Genomic DNA, 20294 nt, shown 5'->3' with positions numbered 1-20294 from the left:
GCCTGACTTTTCGGTATTCCCTGATAGCTCAGCGGTAGAGCAATCGACTGTTAATCGATTGGTCGCAGGTTCGAATCCTGCTCAGGGAGCCATTCTTCGTCCGATCGATTCCGAACCTGCGATTTTTTCGTCCGGCGTGCCTGAGCGGCACGCCTTGGTGGTTCGAATCCTGCTCGGGCTATTCTTTACAAGACAACGGAGCATAAAAACAAAAAAGGCCCCATTGCGGGCCGTTTTTGTTTTTCACGGAACGCTAAAAAATTAGGGGCTGATGTAGCTAAGTGGACCTAGAGGGGTTACGTTTAGCGCATGATTTTTCCGAGAAAAAGCCGGATGCCTGTCCGGACGCAGGAGAAGTTGCTGGAACATTTTGTGGCCGGGGCAACGGCGCGAGCTGCGGCTGAACTGGTTGGCGTTCAGGGACGAACGGCTGTCGTGTTTTTCCAGCGTCTCCGGCAACTGGTTGCCAGCAAGCAGGAGAGTTTCGTGCTCTCCGGTGAGATTGAAGCCGATGAGAGTTATTTCGGTGGTGTCCGCAAAGGCAAACGCGGGCGAGGCGCTGCCGGAAAAGTGCCTGTATTCGGCCTGTTGAAGCGCGGTGGTCGGGTTTATACCGCCATCATACCGGATGCAAAAGCGGCAACTATTATTCCCATCATTCGGGATAAGGTCACGCCCGATAGCATCGTCTATACCGACAGTTTTCAGGTGTACGATGTGCTCGACGTGTCAGAGTTCCATCACAAGCGCGTGAACCACTCGCAGACCTTCGTGAACAAGCGGGGGCATCACATCAACGGCATCGAGAATTTTTGGAACCAGTCGAAACGTCATCTGCGACGTTTCAATGGCATCCCCAAGAGCAGTTTTTACTGGTTTTTGAAGGAGTGTGAATGGCGCTTCAACGGCGGTAACCATAACGCCTTGTTAAAACAGCTTAAATCGTGGTACCAATCCGAAATCAACAAGCCTTAGCTACATCAGCCCCAAAAATTAATCCGTCGCGCGGTCGGCGCAGTAAATATCCTTGGGCGAAAAACCCGCCGATACAGACACCGGCGCGGCGATCGCGTTGGCGGCGTGGGTGTGCGACCAGATCGCCTGAATATTGCGGGCGGCGGCGCCCAGTTTGCGGGTCAGGGGATTTTGCGTGGCTGTGTTTGTCTTCATGCGTCCATAGTGCCGACTCGTTCAGCCCGTTCAAGGCGCAGCGCAGCAATCGCGATACGCAAAATACACACGCATGCAGACCCATTAAAATACCTTTCCATCCGTGTGGCTTTTAAAACCTCTGCCCGTGCCGTAAACTGCCCGCATGACACCTTTATCCTCTTTCAAGCTTGAGCGGCGCGGCCTGCAAATCTGCGTGGCGCTGGCCGCCTGTTTCACCGTGTGGGGCGGTCTGCGCGGCGCCCTGTTCGGCATGGCCGGGATCAGCGACCCCGCCTTTGGCATGCGCGGCGCGGTCGATGTTGTGGACAGCCATTTCACCTATCTTTCCGGCATCATGCTGGCCATCGGCATCTGGTTCTGGGCCAGCGTGCCGCATATCGAAAAACATTCGCGGCGTTTCGACGTGCTGGTATCGGCCGTATTCGCGGGCGGGGTGTTCCGCCTGATCCGCGTGGTCGAGGGCGGAATCACCGATCGCGACACGCTGATCAGTCTGGCGCTTGAAGTCGTGGTCGCGCCGCTGTTGCTTCTGTGGCAGCGCCGGATCGCGCATCAGTACAAAACGCTGGCGGCGGCAGCACGCAAGGCACGCGAAGAAAATGCAACAGCAACAGCCTGACGAAGACACCGCCCTGATCGACGCCGCCACGCTGGCGGCGCAGATCGGCCGATACAGGATACTCGACGCCAGCTATGGCGTGCCGGACGCGGCGGGTGCCTTTGCCGCCGGGCATATTCCCGGCGCACGGTTTTTCGATATCGACGCGGTGGCCGCCCCCGATGCGCCCTATCCCCATACCCTGCCCGCGCCTGCGGATTTCGCACGCGATGTCGGCGCGCTGGGCATCGGCAACGACGATGCCGTCGTGGTGTACGACCAGAACGGCGTCAGCTTTGCCGCCGCGCGCGTATGGTGGATGTTCCGCGTCATGGGACATGCGCGCGTGCAGGTGCTGGACGGTGGGTTGCCCGCATGGCGCGCGGGCGGATTTCCGCTTGAAAACGGGCCCGCGCATGCCCCCCTGCCCCGGAATTTCACCGCGCATTACCACCCAGCGTTGTATCGCGATTTCGACGCGATTGAGGCCGCGAGCGAGAACGGGTCGACGCTGATCGTCGATGCGCGCAGCGCCGCGCGGTTCGCCGCCACGGTCCATACCCCGGACGGCGACGCCGTTCCCGCACATATTCCGGGCAGCCGCAGCCTGCCCTATACCGATTTTCTGGACATGGCGGGGCAGCATATGCCGTGCGATGCCGCCACCAGCGCCGCCGTCGCGTTGCGGGCGGACGGTCGCCCGATCGTCGCCAGTTGCGGTTCGGGGGTTACGGCCTGCGTGTTGGCGCTAGGCCTGTATCAGGCCGGCTTGCGCGATGTCGCGGTGTTCGACGGATCATGGACCGAATGGTCGGACCGGCTGGGTCTGAAATAGCCATAACATCAGCGTCTACAAAAAATTTTATTTTTCGAAAATGCCCCGCGAAATTACTTTTTTCAAAACTCCGCAGGAACAGTTGCAGTAATGGATTTCTGTTTTGCGCTAACTCAAGTCAGAACTTAAAAAGTTTCAACACAGTTTTAATAAAATTTTAACCGTTAATATAACTATACATGTGTTGAAATGTACGTTTTTATATTAAAACTATTTTTTGTAGCCCGTATATTAGCTTTTATTATTTTCTATCTTAACGCATATAGGCGCTTTTGCCCCAAATTCCGGCGACATAATTTGCGATGGTTGCTTTTTCGGTTGAAACGGTTGCGGGTTTGGACTATAAAGAAAGTACACACCCTCTATTACCGCCGTTTGTCCGGAGACTCTTGCAAAAGATCTCCGGATCTTTTTTATACCCCTGTATTTTGACATAATAATAAAAATGCAATAGACAGGGGTCCATGGCTTTCGCGCCCCATGCCTACACCCTGCCGATCACACCCGCGTCCGTTGCCATTCAAGGCCAAGCGGGGTCTTTTTCACATTCGACCTGTCGGGCGGTGTTCAACGAACTGAACGATGACGCCATCCAGTTTTACGACACGTTCGACGAGCCGTTCGAGGCCGTCGTATCAGGCCGCGCGGCCCTTGCCGTCATTCCTGTTTTCAACACCATCGCGGGGCCGGTGCCCTATGTTCACAGGCTGATACGGAATAAAAAACTTTTTGCCGTCGGCGAGTATTTTCATCCAATCGAAATGTGCCTGATGGGTTTGCCGGGCGCGAACGTCATGCATATCACCAAGGTTTCCTCGCATATCCATGCGCTCAACCAATGTCGCCTCTATCTGGACCGACACCCGTACATGGAGCGGATCGTCCACGCCGATACCGGCGGATCCGCGCGGGACGTGGCGAAAGGCGGCGACGCGGCCCATGCCTCAATCGCCTCGGCCTTTGCGGCGCAGCTCTATGGCCTGAAAATCCTTGAGCGCGGGGTTCAGGACAAGAAGAAAAACGTAACGCATTTCCTGATCCTGTCGGGCAAGCCGCTGGCGCATGATCACGAACCGGCGCGCGAATACGTGACGACGTTTCTTATCAAGCCTTATCGCCGCATCGACCGTCCGCTTAAAGCGATTATCGACGTCCTGAGCGAAAAAGGCCTTTATTACCGTACACCCATGGAGTTCAGCGATGCCGACATGCGGCCGGAAGAATTCCTGGTGGAGGTGTTCGAGCACAGGGCTCACCCCGCCATGGCGGCGGCGCTCAAGGCCCTGGGCCCTTCAAGAAACGGCGGCGGTATTTCCAGCCGGCTGGATATCACGGGCTGTTACCCCGCGCATCATTACACCCGGTTCGGAAGACGCAGACATGCACCGGGGTAGATGGCGACCCCGGCAGGAATCGAACCTGCAACCGTCCGCTTAGAAGGCGGGTGCTCTATCCAGTTGAGCTACGGGGTCGTGTGGCCAGAAGACGCGGTCAGGATTCGCTTTTGCCCGCGGGCCGATATTTGAAATTATCGACGTAGTTGCGCGGCGTGACAATACGCGGGTGCGGCTGGCCCGCCGTGTATTCCCAGCCCTTGCGTTCGGCATAGGCGACCGCTTCCTCCCGCGTTGGAAACTCCAACGTAACCTGATTGAGCGTGTCGCCCGACGCGGTCCAGCCCATCAAAGGCTCGGGCCCGCGTTTCGTTTCACGTTCGTATTCCAGCACCCACAGGCCAAGACGGGCACGGCCCGACTGCGTGGCGGATCTGGCAGGTTGATAGATGCGGACTTTCATGACGTACAGCACTCCTGATGAAAAGACCTTGCCGCTAATCGCTTTTGCGGCGTAAACCCCCCGAAACCCATAAGGGCGAAGGGTGGTCGGGGTGACAGGATTTGAACCTGCGACATCCTGCTCCCAAAGCAGGCGCGCTACCGGGCTGCGCTACACCCCGCCGCCGGACCCTTGCTTTCTACGCGAAGGGCTGACGAACGGCAAGATTACTTCGCGTTTTTGCAGGCGCTGGCGCCGCCTTTGAGGACCAAACGGTCGCCGACACGGATGCGGCGGCGCGCCGCCTCGCCCCCTGTGATTTCAAGCACCGCGCAGATATCGTCACGATGCGGGTCGACGGGGTCCAGCACGCGCGGGGCGGCGTTCGGATGGATATAGACCAGTTCGCCGTTCTTCTTGAAAAACAGCATATCCAGCGGAATGTAGGTGTCCTTCATCCAGAAGGCGCGGCGGCCCGGTTCGTCATACACGAACAACATGCCGTTTTCGCGCGCAAGCTTGCGTCGGAACATCAGGCCGCGTTCACGAGATTCGGGGTCGGTCGCCAGTTCGACGGAAAAGGACGTCTTGCTGCCGTCGGCGCGCATGATCGCAATATCGGTCATGCCCTCGGAACGGGCTTCGGCAGTCATCAGCAGGGCGGCCAGCGCGGCGGTCATCGCAGCGATCATCACAGCAAATCCTAACCCCCACGCCAAGTTTTTCATGCGGCGGCCGATTCCGTTAATTGATTACGGGAATAAAGCGCCGCATACTGCCCGCCTTTGGCCAAAAGCGTTTCGTGCGTCCCCTCCTCGGCAATCCGCCCGCCTGCCACCAGCAGGATGCGGTCGGCATGCAGGACGGTGGACAGGCGGTGCGCGATCACCAGTGTGGTACGACCCTTTTCCAGACGACGGAGCGAATCCTGCACATAGCCTTCCGATTCGCTGTCCAGCGCCGAGGTCGCCTCGTCCAGCAGCAGGATGGGCGCGTCCTTGAGGAAAGCGCGGGCCAATGCGATGCGCTGGCGCTGGCCGCCCGAAAGCGAGACGCCGTTTTCGCCCAGCCGCGTTGCATAGCCGTGCGGCAGGCGGCTGATAAATTCATGGGCATGGGCGGCACGGGCGGCGGCGACGACCTCCTCCTCGGTGGCGCCGTCGCGGCCATAGGCGATATTGGCCAGCGCGCTGTCGTCAAAAATCGTCACCTCCTGCGAAACCAGCGCGATATGGCGGCGCAAATACCCGGCATCGAGTTCGCGCACGTCGTGCCCGTCGACGCGGACCGCGCCCGCGTTCACATCATAAAAACGCAGGATAAGGTTCAGGATCGTCGATTTCCCACCGCCAGACGGACCGACCAGCGCGGTGACCTTGCCTGCGGCGGCGGTCAGGCTGGCGTTGTTCAGGGCCGGGCCTTCGGCACCGTCATAGGCGAAATTCACGCAATCGAAGCGGATTTCAGGCAGCGCAAGCGGCGGCGTCACGCCGCCGGATTCGCGGATTGCGGGCTTGGTGTCGATCACCTCGAACACGCGTGCAGCGGCGCCAAGGCCAATCTGAAGCGTGTTGTTCAGCTTGGCGATGCGCTTCATCGGTTCGTAGGACATCAGGAAGGCGGTGATGAAGGAAGTCAGTTCCCCCGCCGTCAGGTGTTCGAGGCGCACCTGCTGTGCGCCATAACAGATCAGCCCGAACATGCACAGGCCGACCAGCACGTCGTTGACCGGCGCGTTGATGGTGCCGGTGCGCACGTTTTTGATGTTGAGATCGCGGACCTCGTCAATCCTTGCGCGCATCCGCGCGGCCTCCCACCCCTCGCGGCCATAGGCCTTGACCTGCCGGATGCCCTGAAAGGTCTGGGTCAGCAGGGCAGCCATGCCGGCAACCGATTCCTGCGTGCGCTGGGAGAGTTTGCGCAGACGTTTGCCAAGCTTGGAAACGAAGATCGAAGTCACCGGAAAAATAACGAAGACCGCCAGCGCCAGCACCCAGTCGCGCCAGAACATCACCCCGATCAGCAGGATCAGGGTCAGGGTGTTCTTGCCAAGGTTGGTCAGCCCCTCGGCAACCGCCATGCGCATCACGGAGGTATCGGCGGTCATGCGCGAAAGCAGCGTGCCCGACGCGTTGCGATGGAAATACGCCAGATCCAGCCCCATCAGATGCCCAAAGACGTCGCTTTGGATGTCGGAAACGATGTGCTGGCCGGTGCGGTTCATCAGCACGGTCTGCATATACGTGGCAAGCCCGCGCATGACCAGACAGGTCAGCACCCCGAACGCCAGCGGCAGGACCATGGGCCGGCGGGCATGAACCAGCACGTCGTCGAAAACCGGCTGAACCAGCGCCGCGAAGACGGCGGACATGCCCGCGCCGACCACCATCCAGACCATGGCCTGCGCGACCCATGGCGCGTAGGGGCGGACATAGGTACGCAGGATGCGGTTCATCAATGGGCGGCTGGCCCGGTCTAGTAATGTGATCATGTCTGTTTCTCAGCGCGGAAATTACGCTAAACTTGCGGGAATGAAAAGATTTAGCGCCTTAGGCGTTGCGGTTTTCACGGGGCTGCTTGTGCTTGCCCCCCTGCTCGCCCCCCGGCCCGCCTTCGGGGCGCGGGCGTTTCCGCTGGCCTGCGTGCCGGGAAAAACCTGCTTTATCCTTGGTTATCCGGACCTCGACGCCACGCCGGGCCAGGCGCGCGATTACACCTGCGGCCCCGGTGCCGAGGACGGCGACGTGTTCTTGCATATCGGGTTGCCGGATGTCACGTCGCTGGCCCTGAAGCCCGCGGTGATCGCGGTGGACGACGGTGTGGTCAAGGACGCGAATGACGGTCTGCCCGATCTGGTCGCGGCCAGCAAAAGGCAACTGGCCAAGGGCACGCCGGTGTGCGGCAACGGCGTGGTCATCAAACATGCGGACGGCAGCGAAAGCGCCTATTGCCATCTGCGCCGGGGCAGCGTGACGGTCAAGCCGGGTCAGCATGTGCGGCAGGGCGACGTCATCGGCACCGCCGGGCAGTCGGGCGTCGCGCTGTGGCCCCAGCTTGCCTTCACCTTGCGGCGCGGCGGATATTTCATCGACCCGATGACCGGGGCGACGACGCTGGAAGGGTGCGGCGGACGGATCGCGCCGGAAATCGAAATGCCCGCGCCATTCGACACCTATCAGCCCGCGGCGATCACCGCGCTTGGATTCGCCAATCAGGCGATGGATGCACAGCAGGTCGCGCTGGGCCGTGCGACACGTTTCGCCGCCATCGAGCGCGAGGAGCGGCGCATATCGCTGTGGGGGATGATCGTGGGCCTGCGCGCGGGGGACGAGGTTGAAACCCGCATACGCGACCCGCGCGGGCGGACGATTTTTCACGAAACCTATACCGCCGCGCACGACACGCCGCGCGTGCCCGTCGATGCCACGATCACGCGCGGATTCATCGGTTGGCGCAGCGGCCTTTACAGCGGCGAGGTCGCGGTGACGCGCACCATCAACCTGAAATCTTATACCGTTTCGCGCAATGTGAGCGTGCAGGTAGAATAGACCTCGGGCCTTCGGCCCGCCTTGCAATGACGATTCAATCGCGTTTTTGGCGGCGCTTGTTCTTGCGGTCCAGCAGGACCTTGCCCCAGTGGAATTTCGGAATCCAGAAATTCGGGCGGGCGCCAAAATTGGTGCCCAGCGCACGCAGAACCTTGTGACAATCATCGCGCGACTTGACGCCGCGGAAGGACGCGCCGTGCACGCCGGTCGCCACCAGACAGGTATCAAGCCCGCAGTTGATGCCGCCCATGATGTCCATAGGCAGGGAGTCGCCGATGACCACGGTGGTCGAGGGCAGCACGTCGTGGAACAGGCTTTGCGCGTGGCGGAAGGCGGGCGGGAACGGTTTGCCGATATAGCGTACGACGCCGCCGAATTCCTCATACCTCATGGCCAGCGCGCCTGCCCCGGCATGGGTCGATGCGCCGATCAACGCCTGTAAATCCGGGTTGGCGCAGATCATCCTCAAGCGGCGCTGCACGCCCACGCGCAGCACGGGTTCAAGATCGGCGACCGTGCGCGCACCGGGCGTGCCGGGGTCGTCCATACCGGAAACCAGAATGAAGCTTGCGTCCTCGGGCCGGTCGACCAGCGTCAAGCCCAACCCGTCGACCAGCGTCGCATCGCCCCCGCGCGAGATCAGATAGCAGGCATCGCCCAGTCCCTCGAACGCGCCGATCTTGCGCTCCTTCAGACCCATCCATGTAATTTCGCCCGACGTCAGGACATGGTCGAACAGAGATGGGTCGAATCCCAGATTGCCCAGCCGGCGGATATTATCCTCGGCGCGCTTGCCGGAATTGGAAAGAATAACGACCTGTTTCTTGCGGCTTTTGAGCTCTTTCAGCGCCTCGATCGCGCCGTCATACGGGCGCCGCCCATCATGCAGCACGCCCCACTGGTCGATAATGTACCCAGTGTAGGAATCGCAAAGTTCGGAAATGCCCTGACACAGGCGCGTATCGTCCATGGCCCCTCAAGGATGACCCGTCTTAGGTTATCACCCGGTTAATCGTCGTCTACCCTACAGCAGGTTGCAACACTTTGAAAGGGCTTGACTTTCTTTTAAGAAAGTCAGGGTTGCCGCGCAAAAGCCCGTTGCGCGTCACGCCAGTAGCCGGCGCGCGCGTTTTCGGCAACGACCGTGTATTGCATGCCCATGTCGAAAATGGCGTCGGCAATGGCGGCGTTGTGATTTTCGGCCAGAATAGCGTGGGCGCATTGCGCCGCGTTTTCAAAGACCGCGACCAGTTTCGGGTCTTGCTTTTCAAGCATGATTTCCGCGATGTCGTAACGGGGACCGCAGCGCCGATCCACATCGATGCGCGCAAGCGTGTCCGCATCCAGTTTCAGGCGCGGCTGGTTAGCCGCCCCGCCTTCCAACGCGATAAAGTCGTTTTCCCACTGACGGGCAAGCCTGCCCATGCCCATGGAATCCTCGTCGGCGGCTGGCTGCGTGCGCGGCTTCAGGCCTTTAGCGTCGGCAGACGCGGTCGACAAAATTGCGGCCATTAGAAATCCAGCATTAAAGAATTGATTTGAAATCATTTTTTTAAAAAGCGCCACGTAAATATCCTTGATTTTATTATTATGGAAAATTTTTAACATGAGCGCGTGCCCGCGAGCAAGCTATTTCCTTTCAGGATACCGCAAAAGCCAAGAAAACAAAGCGCCCCTGATCAGGGGCGCTTTGAAGGAGTTCGCAAAAAGCCGAGAGCTTATGCGGCCTTGACCTTTTCGGTGAAGCCGCGCGGTTCGCGGCCCGCCGCGTGGCACAGGAAGCGGTACAGCTTGCCGATGTCCGATGCCAGGAAGGTCGCGCCAAGCAGGTCGCCACGGTCGGTGTCCATCGCCTGATCGAAGACTTCCTCGTACTGGCGGATGTAACGCTGGACGTAGTTGCGGAATTCGCCGTCGCCCGCGAATTTCTCGCGCACCTTGTCGACAGGTACCTTGTCGAGGCTTTCGACCAGACGCTGGGTGAAGACCGTAAGATCGCCCTTCTGGTACGATTTCCAGAGTTTTTCCGGCACCTCGCCTTCCAGCATGCGGACGAAATCGACCGACAGGCTGTGCAGGCTTTCCATGATGAAGCGCGCGGAAGACAGGAAGGTTTCGCGCTGCGCCCGGATTTCGGCGGCACGGATCTTCTCGGCATTTTCCAGCGCGTCCTTCGACGCCTTGAACAACAGATTCGACTGGCGCGAGAAGCTTTGCGCCGCTTCGTCCGCAGAGGTAACGGCCTTGAGCGCGCTTTGCACCAGTTTGTCCGATTGCTCGGTCAACTGTTCGCCCGCGCCATCGACCTTGCGCACCACATCGCCCGCGGATTTTCCGACTTCGGACATGCGGCTTTGCAATTGCGCGGTCGCGCGCGCGATTTCGTCGGCGGTCTTGGACGACGCCTCGGCCATCTGGACGACCTGGGCGCGCAGTTCCTGACCATAGGATTTCGACGTGTCGAGCGAGGATTTCATCTGGCCCGAAACCTCGCGCGCCTTGATCGAGAAGGATTCCCCGATATTGCGCAGGTCGGTCAGCGCCTCGACAGTCTGCTTGAGCAGCATTTCCGACTGGGTTTGAACCTTGGAAACGACGCTTTCCGCCAGATGCACCGATTTGGTCGCGGCATCGTTCAGACGTGCTGTTTCCTCGCGCGCCTTGGTGCCCGCGACGTCGAAGCGTCCGACGATTTTTTCGGACGCCGTCGACACGTCGTCGGAACGGCGGACGAATTCGGCCCCCGCATCCTGCATCTGGGCCAGCGCCTGACCCACGGCCTCGGCCAATTCGTGGAACTGGTCGTTGATCGCCTTTTGCACGCCTTCGATCTTAAGAAGCGTCTGGTCGGTCAAAATGTGGATGTCGGAAGACTGGCGTTCCATCGAGCTTGAGATCGAACGCATTTTTTCCGACGCCGATTTCGCCGCGCCCTCGATGTCATCGACGCGTTCGCGCAGATGGTCGGAGGACGATTTGAGCAGCGATGCCGCCTGCTGCGAACCATCCTGCAACTTGGCAAGGCGGTCATCGAACAGCACGCCGATCTGTTTGAGCCGGTCGAGGTTGGAAGACGCCGTGGCTTCGAACCCGCCGCGCAATTTATCAAGCGATTGCTGAACGTCGCGGGTTTGCTCCATCACCCCATCGAACAGCGGGGAGAAGGTGCTTACCGTTTCCTCAAGCGCGCTGGACACATTGCGGATCGCGCCGGTTGCGTCCTCGGCCCGCAGGACAAGCTGTTTGGAGCGGAATTCAAAATCCGTGTCCACATCCGTGAGCGCATGCACCGCCGCCTTGGCGCTTTCAGTGATGGTGTCGCTGGTCGCGGTCACCGAGTCCTGAAGCCGGGTCACGTCGACGGCCGCATCCGAGGAGATGGCACGCAGACGTTTCGACGTCGTGTCGAGGTCGTCGCGTACCGAGCGCACTTTTTCAAGCGACGCCAGCACCGTGGCGTTGAGGTCGTCGCGCGCCGAGGACATCTGTTCGTTGATGGTGCGTGCGTTGCCCGCGATCTGACCCGAAAGGGCCGAGATTTCCTGCGCCTGACCGCGCAGGATGGAGCGGATGTTTTCCGCCGATTCCGTGGCTTTTTCCGACGCCTCCTTCAGATCGTCGACGCGGCGCGTAAGCGTGGTCTGGATCTGTTCGTGGCGGCCGTCGGCGTCGGCGATGGCGATGCCGATGCTGCGCAGCGGCTCCTCCATCGCGCGCGAAACGGTGGCGATGCGTTCGGCCAGCGTGGTGGTGGACAGGGCGATCTTTTCGGACTGGTCGTCGACCGCCGAGGTCAGTTTCATGACCTGTTCGTCGGCGAGTTCGGCCGCGGCTTCGATCTGTTCGCGCGAGCGTTCAAGCAGCGCGACCATTTCCTTGACCGATTCCACGTTGCCCGCACCCGACGCGTTGAGGCGGTCAATGTGGTTGCGGGTGGTTTCGATAAGGGTGTCGGAGCGTTCCTTCGCCTCGTCGGTCGCGCGGTTGAGGGATTCGACCCCGCGGCGAATGGCATCGCCGATGCGGCTGGCCCCGCCGACTGCGGATTCCACCGCTTCGGAAAGGATGTGCGCCGCGCTTTTGCCGACTTCCTCGATCTTGTCGGCCTGGGCCGAGATACCGGTCACCGTCTGGGTGAGCATCAGAGCCTGTTTCTGGAGGCGGCCTTCAACGCTGTCGGTTTTTTCGATCACAGTGTCGGCGGCCTGTTCGATCATGGTCACCGAACCGGATACCGCCGAGGCGATGTCGCGGGCACGGTTCATCAACTCCGCCGCGCCGGCGTCAAGGCCCATGCGCTGCTGTTCGATCGACAGGGCGGATTCGGTCATCGCCTCGACGGTGCGGGCGGTCGTATCCTGCAATCCGTCGATCTGGTCCTCGACCATCTGGGCGAGGCGCGCGGCTTCACGCGTCACATCCTCGACGACGTTTTTCAGGCCGCTGGTGTGGCCGGCGAATTCGCCGGAAATGCCGCCCAGCTTCTCGGCCACGGTAGCGACCGAGTTCATCAGACCTTCGCAGCTGGCGTCCACGGTGCGGGAAATCTGCTTTGCCTTTTCCTGCGCGCGGTCCGCCGCTTCGAAAATACGGGTCGTGCCCTTGCCCATCGCGGCTTCGATCTCGCCCGCGCGGTCGAGAATGGAAAGGGTCGCGTTGTCCCACGCCTCGGCCCCCGCACGCGATTTTTCGTCGATGCTGGAAACGCGCAGTTCGATTTCGTCGGTCAGCCCCAAAAGCGCGGCCGAACGGTCGTGCAGGCTGTCGGTCAGAGTCTGGATATGGACTTCGGCCTTTTTGGTCAGGGTCGCGAATTCGCGCATCTCGCCACGCAGCCCCTGACGCGCACGGTGCACGGATTTAAGTGTCGCCTTGGAGGCCAGCGCAAGTTCCGCCGCCTGTTGCAGCAGGCGTTCGATATCCTTGTTGACCTGCTGGGCGCGTTCCTCGGAGGGGAAGATCAGGGTCTGGATTTCGCGGCGCATCGCCTGGGCGTAAAGCCGCGCCTCGGCCCCGCGCAGGAACTGACCAAGCGCCATCCACAACACCGCCACCGGCGCAAAGGCGCCCGCAATCATCGCGGCCCAGTCGGCACCGCGCAGCGGTATCTCGCCATCGGCCTGCGCCATCGCATAGACGGCAAAGCCACCCAGCCAGACCGCCGACACAATAACGCCGATGGTGCGCAGCGCGAGCAGCGCGGGGTTGACCTTGAGCTGTGGGACATCCGCGCCGGGCAGGCCCGCGCGCAGGGCTTCGATTTCCTCGCGCAGTTCCTCGGCCAGTACGGCGGAGCCGGTGGGCGCAGCATCGGGATTATAGCCGATATGGGCGCTTGCGTCCTCGCCCACGCCCTCGACGCGGATGCGGCGGCTGCCCGGATTGCCCGAGAAGGTCACAGTGGGGGATGATGCGATCCCGGCCTCCTGCCCCGCTTCCATGACCCCGGTATCCTTGCTGGCAGCATCGTTGGCCACGATTTTCGTGACTGTGGACCGGTCTGTGGACAAGTCTGTGGAAGAAGGCGTTTCAGCGGCGGTTTTGGCCGTTTCCTGCGTCATTAAAGTCCCCATTCTCTTTTTGTAGATGATGGGGACGACCTTAGAAGGTTAATTTTAGCGAATCAAAGGACCGATTCGGCTTATCCACAAGCAAAAGCCGGGCTTGTGAATAAGCTGTTTATATGCCAATTAAAATTATATAAAACAATGAATTATATGATTTTATTAAATCAATATTTTAACTTGCTGTGGCGCATCGAATAGCCGAAGTAAATCAGCAGCCCGACCGCCAGCCAAAGCACGAAACGAATATGGGTGACCAGCGGCAGGAAGGCGATCAACGCTCCACAGGACAGGACCCCCATAACCGGCAAAACAATGCCGCCCGGCACCTTGAACGGGCGCGACAGATCGGGCTGGGTCCGGCGCAGGACGATGACCCCGATACAGACCATCACAAAGGCCGCGAGCGTGCCGATATTGACCAGTTCGGCCAGCACGCCCAGCGGGATCAGACCCGCACCCACGGCCATGATTACGCCGCACAGGACGGTGTTGCGGACGGGGGTGTGGGTTTTTTCGTTCACTCCGGCAAAGAACGGGGGCAGAAGACCATCCCTGGCCATGCCCAGAATGATGCGGGTGAGCGCGTAATACAACACCAGCATCACCGTGGTCAGCCCGGTTATCACCCCGGTCGCGACCAGCGCCGCGGCCCAGTTGATGCCGATTTGCTGTAACGCGTAGGCGACGGGGCTGGAAACGTTCAGGGTCGAATAATGGACGATGCCGGTCAACAGGCCCGAAACCACGATGTAAATCAGGGTACAGAAACCCAACGACCAGATGATGCCGCGCGGGACGTCGCGCTGGGGATCGCGCGCCTCCTCCACCGCCGTGGACACGGCGTCGAAGCCGACATAGGCGAAGAAGACCAGACTAGCCCCGGCCAGCACCCCCACCGTCGTCCCGTCCGCCTGCGTATGGAACCAGCCGAAGGGCATGAAGGGCGTCCAGTTTTCGGGATGGATGTTGAACAGCGCCACCGCGATGAAGACCGTGATGGTCAGCAGTTTCACGAAAACCATGCCGGTGTTGAGGCGCGCGGATTGCTTGACCCCGACGATCAGCATGACCATCAAGGCCAGGATGATGCCCACAGCCGGCAGGTTGATCAACCCGCCCGCCGCCGGTCCCTTGGTCAATTCCTCGGGTATCGGCAGGCCGATGGCGGAAAGCGCGGTCGCGAAATAGCCGGACCAGCCATTGGCCACGGCCGCGACCGAAACCCCGTATTCCAGAATCAGATCCCAGCCGATGATCCATGCCAGCAATTCGCCGAAGGCCGCGTAGGAATACCCATAGGCCGAGCCAACCCCGCCGACCGAGGACGCCAGTTCGGCATAGGCCAGCGCGGCAAAGGCGCAGGCCAACCCCGCCACCACGAAGGACAGAATGACCGCCGGGCCAGCCTGTGTCGCGGCGGCGTGGCCGGTCAGGACGAAGATCCCGGTGCCGATGATCGCGCCGATGCCAAGCAGCGTCAGATCAAGGACGGACAGGCAACGGCGCAGCCCTGTTTCCTCGCCCTCCGGCTTTAGCGGTTTTTTGGCCCAAAGCTGTCCGAATTTCATATTGCCCCCTGAAATGCTTGAATTCCCTTACAATCCGGATGAATGGACCATGAGAGATCGGCCCTGCCAAGGGGCAATGGCGACTTGGTACGCGTTTTATGTGGATAAAGCTGTGAGCCGATTCCGGATAACGCCGGTATGGTGCCGGTATGCTTTGGCTAAGGAAGCCAGGCCAGAAAAGGCTCGAGCGTCAGTAGCCCTGCTGCATCGGCGTGCCGTCATGCGGATCGGCAATTTCGTGTTGCGCGGACATCTGTTCGGGGCCCGCCGCTGTCGGCACGGCTTCCTGTGGCATCATGTTGGCATGGGTCTTGATGATCGGCTTGGCCAGATCGCGGCTGGCCACCGGCGCGGCCTGCGTCGGCGGATTGACGCCGGGGCAGATGCGATGGGTGATCGGATAGGTCGGGAACACGGTTTGCGCCCAGCGGCGGAACTGGTCCTCGGACATCGCGTTCGCCTGCGCGATGCGGTTCGAATAGGCGCGGCAGAATACGTTGGGCTGGAGGCGGACGGCCTCGTTCGCGATGTGGTTGGCCAGCATGGTGCGGAAATTGTTCAATTCGGCTTCGCCGTCGCTCTTGCCCTCGGTTCGGAAGACGCGGCGCATGGCTTCCTCGTAAGCCTCGATCAGGCGCAAGTGCCGGCGCGTGAAATCCTCGTACTGGTGGTTCAGGGCGACGCCCGTCCCTTCCAGATGCTGGCAGTTGAGGGCGATGATCATCAGCTCGGTATGGATGCGCAGGCCCTGCTCCGCCTCCAGCGAGGACATATCGTAACAGACATCGGACGCACGGGCGGCGGTCGCGCCGCACATCAGGGCGGCGGTCAGGGCAATCAGTAAAAGGCGCATGGAGGTTCCCGATAAGGTCAGAGGATAAGTCCGGCCGTCAATTTACCGGTGTTATAAGCGGTTTACCAGAGAAATACGCGTCCAGATTGGCGAGGACGATTTCGCCCATGATGGTGCGCGTTTCAAGAGTGGCCGAGCCGATATGCGGCAGCAGCACGACATTGTCCATGGTCTTGAGCGTATCGGGAACGGCGGGTTCGTTCGCGAACACGTCCAGCCCCGCCCCGGCGATCGTTTTGGCGGAAAGCGCCGCGACCAGCGCATCCTGATCGACCACCGAGCCGCGGGCGATATTGATCAAGTACCCTTTCGGTCCCAAGGCGGCCAGCACCCGGTCATTGACCATGTGGTATGTATCCGGCCCGCCCGGCACCGCGCAGATCAGATAGTCCGCGTCTTTTGCCAGCGATTCCAGATCGTTATAGAATGACCAGGCCAGGTCAGGCTTCCGCTTGCGCCCATGATAGGCGATGCGCATGTCAAAGGCGGTCAGCCTTTTGGCGATGGCCCGACCAATGCGGCCCAACCCGACGATGCCCGCCGTTTTGCCCTTCGGGGTCGTCCCCAGCGGCATCGGTCCGCCCGACCATTTACCGACGCGCACGAACATGTCCGCCTCGCAGATCCGGCGGCTGAGCGCCAGAAGCAGCGCCACGGCAATATCGGCGGTGTCGTCGGTCAGCACATCGGGGGTGTTGGTGACGGCGATCCCGCGTTCGCGTGCGGCATCAAGGTCGATATTGTCCACCCCCACCCCGAACTGGGTGATGATTTCCAGATTCGGCAAGGCTTCGATCAACGGACGGCGCACGGGATGCCCGCCCGCCGTGGACAAAATACCGACCACGTCGTTGCGCACGGCCTGCAACGTTTTTTCCGGGTCGGGTTCATTGTACAGGCGCACGACGCGAAACCGGTCGTCGAGCCGCTTCATTTCCGGCGGCAGCAAGGACGCGAGGGCAAGGATGGCGCGCGGGGACGTGGGCATGACCGATACGGGTATCGGTTTTCGCTTGCCTGCGCAACGTGATTTCCCTGTATAAGGGCGACATGGGCAAAACCAAGACCGTATTCATCAAGACTTACGGCTGTCAGATGAACGAATATGACAGCCGGCGCATGACCGACGTGCTGGCGCCTTTGGGCTATGTACCGGCGGAAGCGGCGGACGATGCCGATATGGTCATCCTGAATACCTGTCATATCCGTGAAAAGGCGACGGACAAGGTTTTTTCCGACCTTGGCCGGATGCGCGCGCATAAAGAGGCGCGAGAAGCGCGCGGCGAAAAGACGATACTGGCGGTCGCGGGATGCGTTGCGCAGGCGGAGGGCGAATTCATCGCAAGGCGCGCGCCGTACGTGGACATGGTGTTCGGGCCGCAAACCTATCACCGCCTGCCGGAAATGATGATCGCGGCGGGCGCGGCGCGGGTCGTGAACACCGATTTCCCGGCCGAGGCCAAGTTCGACCACATGCCCGCGCCGGGCGCGCAGGGCCCCAGCGCCTTTCTTTCGGTGCAGGAGGGGTGCGATAAATTCTGCACATTCTGTGTCGTGCCGTATACGCGCGGGGCGGAATATTCGCGCGGGGCCGACGCGATTTTGGCCGAGGCACGGCATCTGGCCGATCAGGGCGTGCGCGACATCACGCTTTTGGGCCAAAACGTCAATGCCTGGCACGGCGCGAACGGTGAAAGCCTGGGCGATCTGCTGTTCCAGTTGCACGAGGCGGTGCCGGAGATCGCGCAGTGGCGTTACATGACATCACACCCGCGTGACATGCACGAACGGCTTTACGAGGCGCATGCCCTGCCCCGCGTCATGCCCTATGTGCATCTGCCGGTGCAATCCGGGTCGGACGCGGTGCTGCACGCGATGAACCGCAAACACACGGCGCGCGATTATCTGGACATCATCGCAAGGCTGCGCAAGCTGCGGCCCGACATCGCGTTTTCATCCGACTTCATCGTCGGTTTTCCCGGCGAAAACGAGGCGCAGTTCGATCAGACCATGGCGCTTGTACGCGCGGTCGGTTTCGCGTCAGCTTACAGCTTCAAATACTCGGCCCGGCCCGGCACGCCCGCCGCCACGATGGGCGGGCTGGTGCGCGAGGACGTCAAGACCGAGCGTCTGGCGCGATTGCAGGACCTTTTGAACGCGCAGCGTCTGGAATTCAACCGATCGCTGATCGGGCGCGTCTTGCCCGTGTTGCTGGAAAACCCCACAGACCGGGCGGGCCAAATGTATGGCCGCACGCCGTATAATCAGGGCATCCATGTCGACGCGCCCGCCCGTCTTGCCGGGCATGTCGTCGACGTGACGGTGGAGGACGCCAATATCAACTCGCTTAAAGGGTGCGTCGAAATCAGGGAAAGAGCCACAGGATGACGGATTACGATATCAAAGTTTTCGCCATGGGCGGAACCATCGATAAGGACATTTATAGCTACGATCACTCCAGCTATATCGTCAACGAACCGCGCGCGCCGAAAATTCTTGAAGCCGCGAATGTCAGCGCGCGCATCGTGATTGAATCGCTGGTCAAAAAGGACTCTCTGGACCTCGACGATCAGGACCGTGCGTTGTTGAACGGAAAAATCAGGGGCGAGCCCTGTCCCAGAATCGTGGTCACGCACGGCACCGACACGGTAACGAAAAGCGCACAGGCGCTGGACGGCATCAGCGGCAAGACCATCGTGTTCACCGGCGCCATGCTGCCGGGGCGGTTCGTCGATTCCGACGCGGCATTCAACATGGGCGGCGCGATCATCGCCGCGCAAACCCTTCCACCCGGGCTTTACCTGATCATGCACGGACGCGTACTCGACCCGCTGACCGTAAAAAAGGACCGCCTTAAATCACTGTTCCTTCAAGATAACAAAGACTAAAGCAGTGGCTGGATTTTTCTTTGTTTTTTCAAAGGGTTTTCGTGTATAATTGGGTATAGTGACACAAAAAAAGAACTCCACCCTTACGCTTGATGTCGGCACGACGCGGCTGGCGCGCATGCTGGCCGGGCCGCACCACGCGCATATCAGCGAGTTGGAGCAGGCGTTCGGCGTCGTCATCCGCGACGAAAGTTCGTTGTTCCGCATCACCGGCCCCGCCGCCGCCGTGCAGGATGCCGAGCTTGCGATCAAGGCCTTGCTGGACATCGCGCGGCAACGCGATTTCGACACGCATGACGTGATCGCGGTCATCCGCCATGGCGGCGATGCCGACAACGCGGCAGCGGCCATCGCCACGCGTAAAAAAACCGTGGTCGCCAAAACGCCAAAGCAAAGCGACTACATCCGCGCCATTCAATCGAAGGAGCTGGTGTTCGGCATCGGCCCCGCGGGGACCGGCAAGACCTATCTGGCCACCGCCTACGCCGCGGCGCAGCTGGAGGCCGGGGCGATCGACCGCATCATCCTGACCCGCCCCGCCGTCGAGGCCGGGGAACGGCTTGGCTTCCTGCCGGGTGACATGAAGGAAAAGGTCGATCCGTATCTACGTCCGCTTTACGACGCGCTGTACGACATGCTGCCGCCCGAACGCGTGGCGCGCGCGATTGAATCGGGCGCGATCGAAATCGCGCCGCTGGCCTTTATGCGCGGACGGACGCTGAGCAACGCGGTCGTTCTGGTGGACGAGGCGCAGAACACCAGTTCGATGCAGATGAAAATGGTGCTGACGCGGCTGGGCGAAAACTCGCGCATGATCATTACCGGCGACCCCAGCCAGACCGATTTGCCACCCGGCCAGATTTCCGGCCTGAAAGAAGCCGTAAACGTGCTTTCCGGGATCGACGAGATCGGCATCATCACCTTCACCAACCGCGACGTGGTGCGCCACAAGCTGGTGGGCAAGATCGTCGATGCCTATGACCGCACCCGCTCGGCCCATGCCAAATCGCCCGATGCCTGAGTTCGTTTTCGACGTCGTACGCGAAAGCCCTTTATGGGCGCGGGCGCCGCGCCTGAAAACATCGGTGGCGCGCATCGCCGGGCTTCTTGAAGGGCGTGCGTCCGGGCATGTCAGCTATATCTTCAGCGACGACGCCATGGTGCAAGGCCTGAATCTGGCGTGGCGCGGCAAGGACAAGCCGACCAACGTGCTGTCCTTTCCGGACGGTGACGCGGACGAAACCGGCATCACGCACCTGGGCGACGTGATTCTGGCCCATGAAACCGTGACGCGCGAGGCCGAGGAAATGGGTATTCCCGTGGACGACCATCTGGCGCATCTGATCCTGCACGGTTCCCTGCACCTTTTGGGGTACGACCACGAAACCGAAGCCGAAGCGCAGGTGATGGAAAATCTGGAAACCGAATTGCTGGCACGGATCGGCATCAAAGACCCTTATCAATCGGGCGCAAGGGCGCTAGATTAAG

At 60.7% G+C, this 20294-nt stretch carries 19 protein-coding genes and 3 tRNA genes; 10 read left to right on the top strand and 12 right to left on the bottom strand.

What is annotated here, in order from left to right; translation table 11 throughout:
- Positions 1-17 precede the first annotated feature (17 nt).
- Positions 18-92, top strand: a tRNA-Asn gene (locus H6866_09350).
- A 217-nt stretch (positions 93-309) separates the two neighbouring features.
- A complete protein-coding gene (locus tag H6866_09345) occupies positions 310-975 on the top strand; it encodes an IS1595 family transposase (GenBank protein USO07595.1) in 666 nt (221 codons plus the stop codon).
- An 18-nt stretch (positions 976-993) separates the two neighbouring features.
- Here H6866_09345 and H6866_09340 read toward each other — a convergent pair whose 3' ends face one another.
- Entirely contained in the window at positions 994-1170 is a 177-nt protein-coding gene (locus H6866_09340) for a hypothetical protein (protein USO07594.1), read from the bottom strand.
- 145 nt (positions 1171-1315) lie between these two features.
- On the opposite strand from H6866_09340, the gene H6866_09335 reads away from it, so the two are divergent.
- The 3 genes from H6866_09335 (at position 1316) to H6866_09325 (ending at position 4000) form a co-directional block, all read left to right on the top strand.
- Positions 1316-1792 (top strand): DUF4345 domain-containing protein, encoded by a 477-nt coding sequence (locus H6866_09335; protein USO07593.1) that lies wholly within the window; start codon positions 1316-1318, stop codon positions 1790-1792.
- Positions 1773-2606, top strand: a complete 834-nt coding sequence (locus H6866_09330; protein ID USO07592.1) for a sulfurtransferase — start codon at positions 1773-1775, stop codon at positions 2604-2606. The genes H6866_09335 and H6866_09330 overlap by 20 nt, the downstream gene beginning before the upstream one ends.
- Positions 2607-3070: 464 nt before the next feature.
- On the top strand, positions 3071-4000 hold the full coding sequence (locus H6866_09325) for a hypothetical protein (GenBank protein USO07591.1): 930 nt from the start codon (positions 3071-3073) through the stop codon (positions 3998-4000).
- A 1-nt stretch (position 4001) separates the two neighbouring features.
- Here H6866_09325 and H6866_09320 read toward each other — a convergent pair.
- The 5 genes from H6866_09320 to H6866_09300 all read right to left on the bottom strand — a co-directional run bounded on the left by H6866_09320 (position 4002) and on the right by H6866_09300 (position 6873).
- Positions 4002-4078, bottom strand: a tRNA-Arg gene (locus H6866_09320).
- 19 nt (positions 4079-4097) lie between these two features.
- On the bottom strand, positions 4098-4403 hold the full coding sequence (locus tag H6866_09315) for an ETC complex I subunit (GenBank protein ID USO07590.1): 306 nt from the start codon (positions 4401-4403) through the stop codon (positions 4098-4100).
- A gap of 83 nt (positions 4404-4486) precedes the next feature.
- Positions 4487-4563: transfer RNA gene (locus H6866_09310), tRNA-Pro, on the bottom strand.
- Between the two features lie 46 nt (positions 4564-4609).
- On the bottom strand, positions 4610-5074 hold the full coding sequence (locus tag H6866_09305) for a DUF192 domain-containing protein (GenBank protein USO07589.1): 465 nt from the start codon (positions 5072-5074) through the stop codon (positions 4610-4612).
- 32 nt (positions 5075-5106) lie between these two features.
- Positions 5107-6873 (bottom strand): ABC transporter ATP-binding protein, encoded by a 1767-nt coding sequence (locus H6866_09300; protein ID USO07588.1) that lies wholly within the window; start codon positions 6871-6873, stop codon positions 5107-5109.
- 40 nt (positions 6874-6913) lie between these two features.
- Here H6866_09300 and H6866_09295 point away from each other — a divergent pair, with 40 nt between their 5' ends.
- Positions 6914-7930 (top strand): M23 family metallopeptidase, encoded by a 1017-nt coding sequence (locus tag H6866_09295; GenBank protein USO07587.1) that lies wholly within the window; start codon positions 6914-6916, stop codon positions 7928-7930.
- Positions 7931-7964: 34 nt separating this feature from the next.
- On the opposite strand, the gene H6866_09290 is transcribed toward H6866_09295, so the two are convergent.
- From H6866_09290 to H6866_09265, 6 genes are all read right to left on the bottom strand, one after another.
- Complete coding sequence (locus H6866_09290) at positions 7965-8900, bottom strand: TIGR01459 family HAD-type hydrolase (protein USO07586.1); 936 nt, start codon at positions 8898-8900, stop codon at positions 7965-7967.
- A gap of 104 nt (positions 8901-9004) precedes the next feature.
- Positions 9005-9442, bottom strand: coding sequence for a hypothetical protein (locus H6866_09285; GenBank protein ID USO07585.1), 438 nt, complete (start codon positions 9440-9442; stop codon positions 9005-9007).
- Positions 9443-9648: 206 nt separating this feature from the next.
- Entirely contained in the window at positions 9649-13491 is a 3843-nt protein-coding gene (locus tag H6866_09280; protein ID USO07584.1) for a hypothetical protein, read from the bottom strand.
- A 170-nt stretch (positions 13492-13661) separates the two neighbouring features.
- Positions 13662-15065: an amino acid permease gene (locus tag H6866_09275; GenBank protein ID USO07583.1), complete on the bottom strand. Its 1404-nt coding sequence runs from the start codon at positions 15063-15065 to the stop codon at positions 13662-13664.
- Between the two features lie 190 nt (positions 15066-15255).
- On the bottom strand, positions 15256-15918 hold the full coding sequence (locus H6866_09270; protein USO07582.1) for a hypothetical protein: 663 nt from the start codon (positions 15916-15918) through the stop codon (positions 15256-15258).
- Positions 15919-15955: 37 nt separating this feature from the next.
- Positions 15956-16906 (bottom strand): 2-hydroxyacid dehydrogenase, encoded by a 951-nt coding sequence (locus H6866_09265; protein USO07581.1) that lies wholly within the window; start codon positions 16904-16906, stop codon positions 15956-15958.
- Positions 16907-16968: 62 nt separating this feature from the next.
- On the opposite strand from H6866_09265, the gene miaB reads away from it, so the two are divergent.
- From miaB to ybeY, 4 genes are all read left to right on the top strand, one after another.
- Entirely contained in the window at positions 16969-18306 is a 1338-nt protein-coding gene (gene miaB, locus H6866_09260; protein ID USO08652.1) for a tRNA (N6-isopentenyl adenosine(37)-C2)-methylthiotransferase MiaB, read from the top strand.
- Positions 18303-18806, top strand: a complete 504-nt coding sequence (locus H6866_09255; GenBank protein USO07580.1) for an asparaginase — start codon at positions 18303-18305, stop codon at positions 18804-18806. The genes miaB and H6866_09255 overlap by 4 nt, the downstream gene beginning before the upstream one ends.
- 118 nt (positions 18807-18924) lie before the next feature.
- On the top strand, positions 18925-19827 hold the full coding sequence (locus tag H6866_09250) for a PhoH family protein (GenBank protein ID USO08651.1): 903 nt from the start codon (positions 18925-18927) through the stop codon (positions 19825-19827).
- A complete protein-coding gene (ybeY, locus tag H6866_09245; GenBank protein ID USO07579.1) occupies positions 19820-20293 on the top strand; it encodes an rRNA maturation RNase YbeY in 474 nt (157 codons plus the stop codon). Before H6866_09250 ends, ybeY begins: the two co-directional genes overlap by 8 nt.
- Position 20294 lies beyond the last annotated feature (1 nt).

This window comes from Rhodospirillales bacterium (assembly GCA_023898805.1).
In the GTDB taxonomy this organism is placed as follows: Bacteria; Pseudomonadota; Alphaproteobacteria; order Micavibrionales; family UBA1664; genus UBA6145.
Note: the sequence above shows the minus strand (reverse complement) of the source record. Positions and strands in the feature narration are given on the sequence as shown.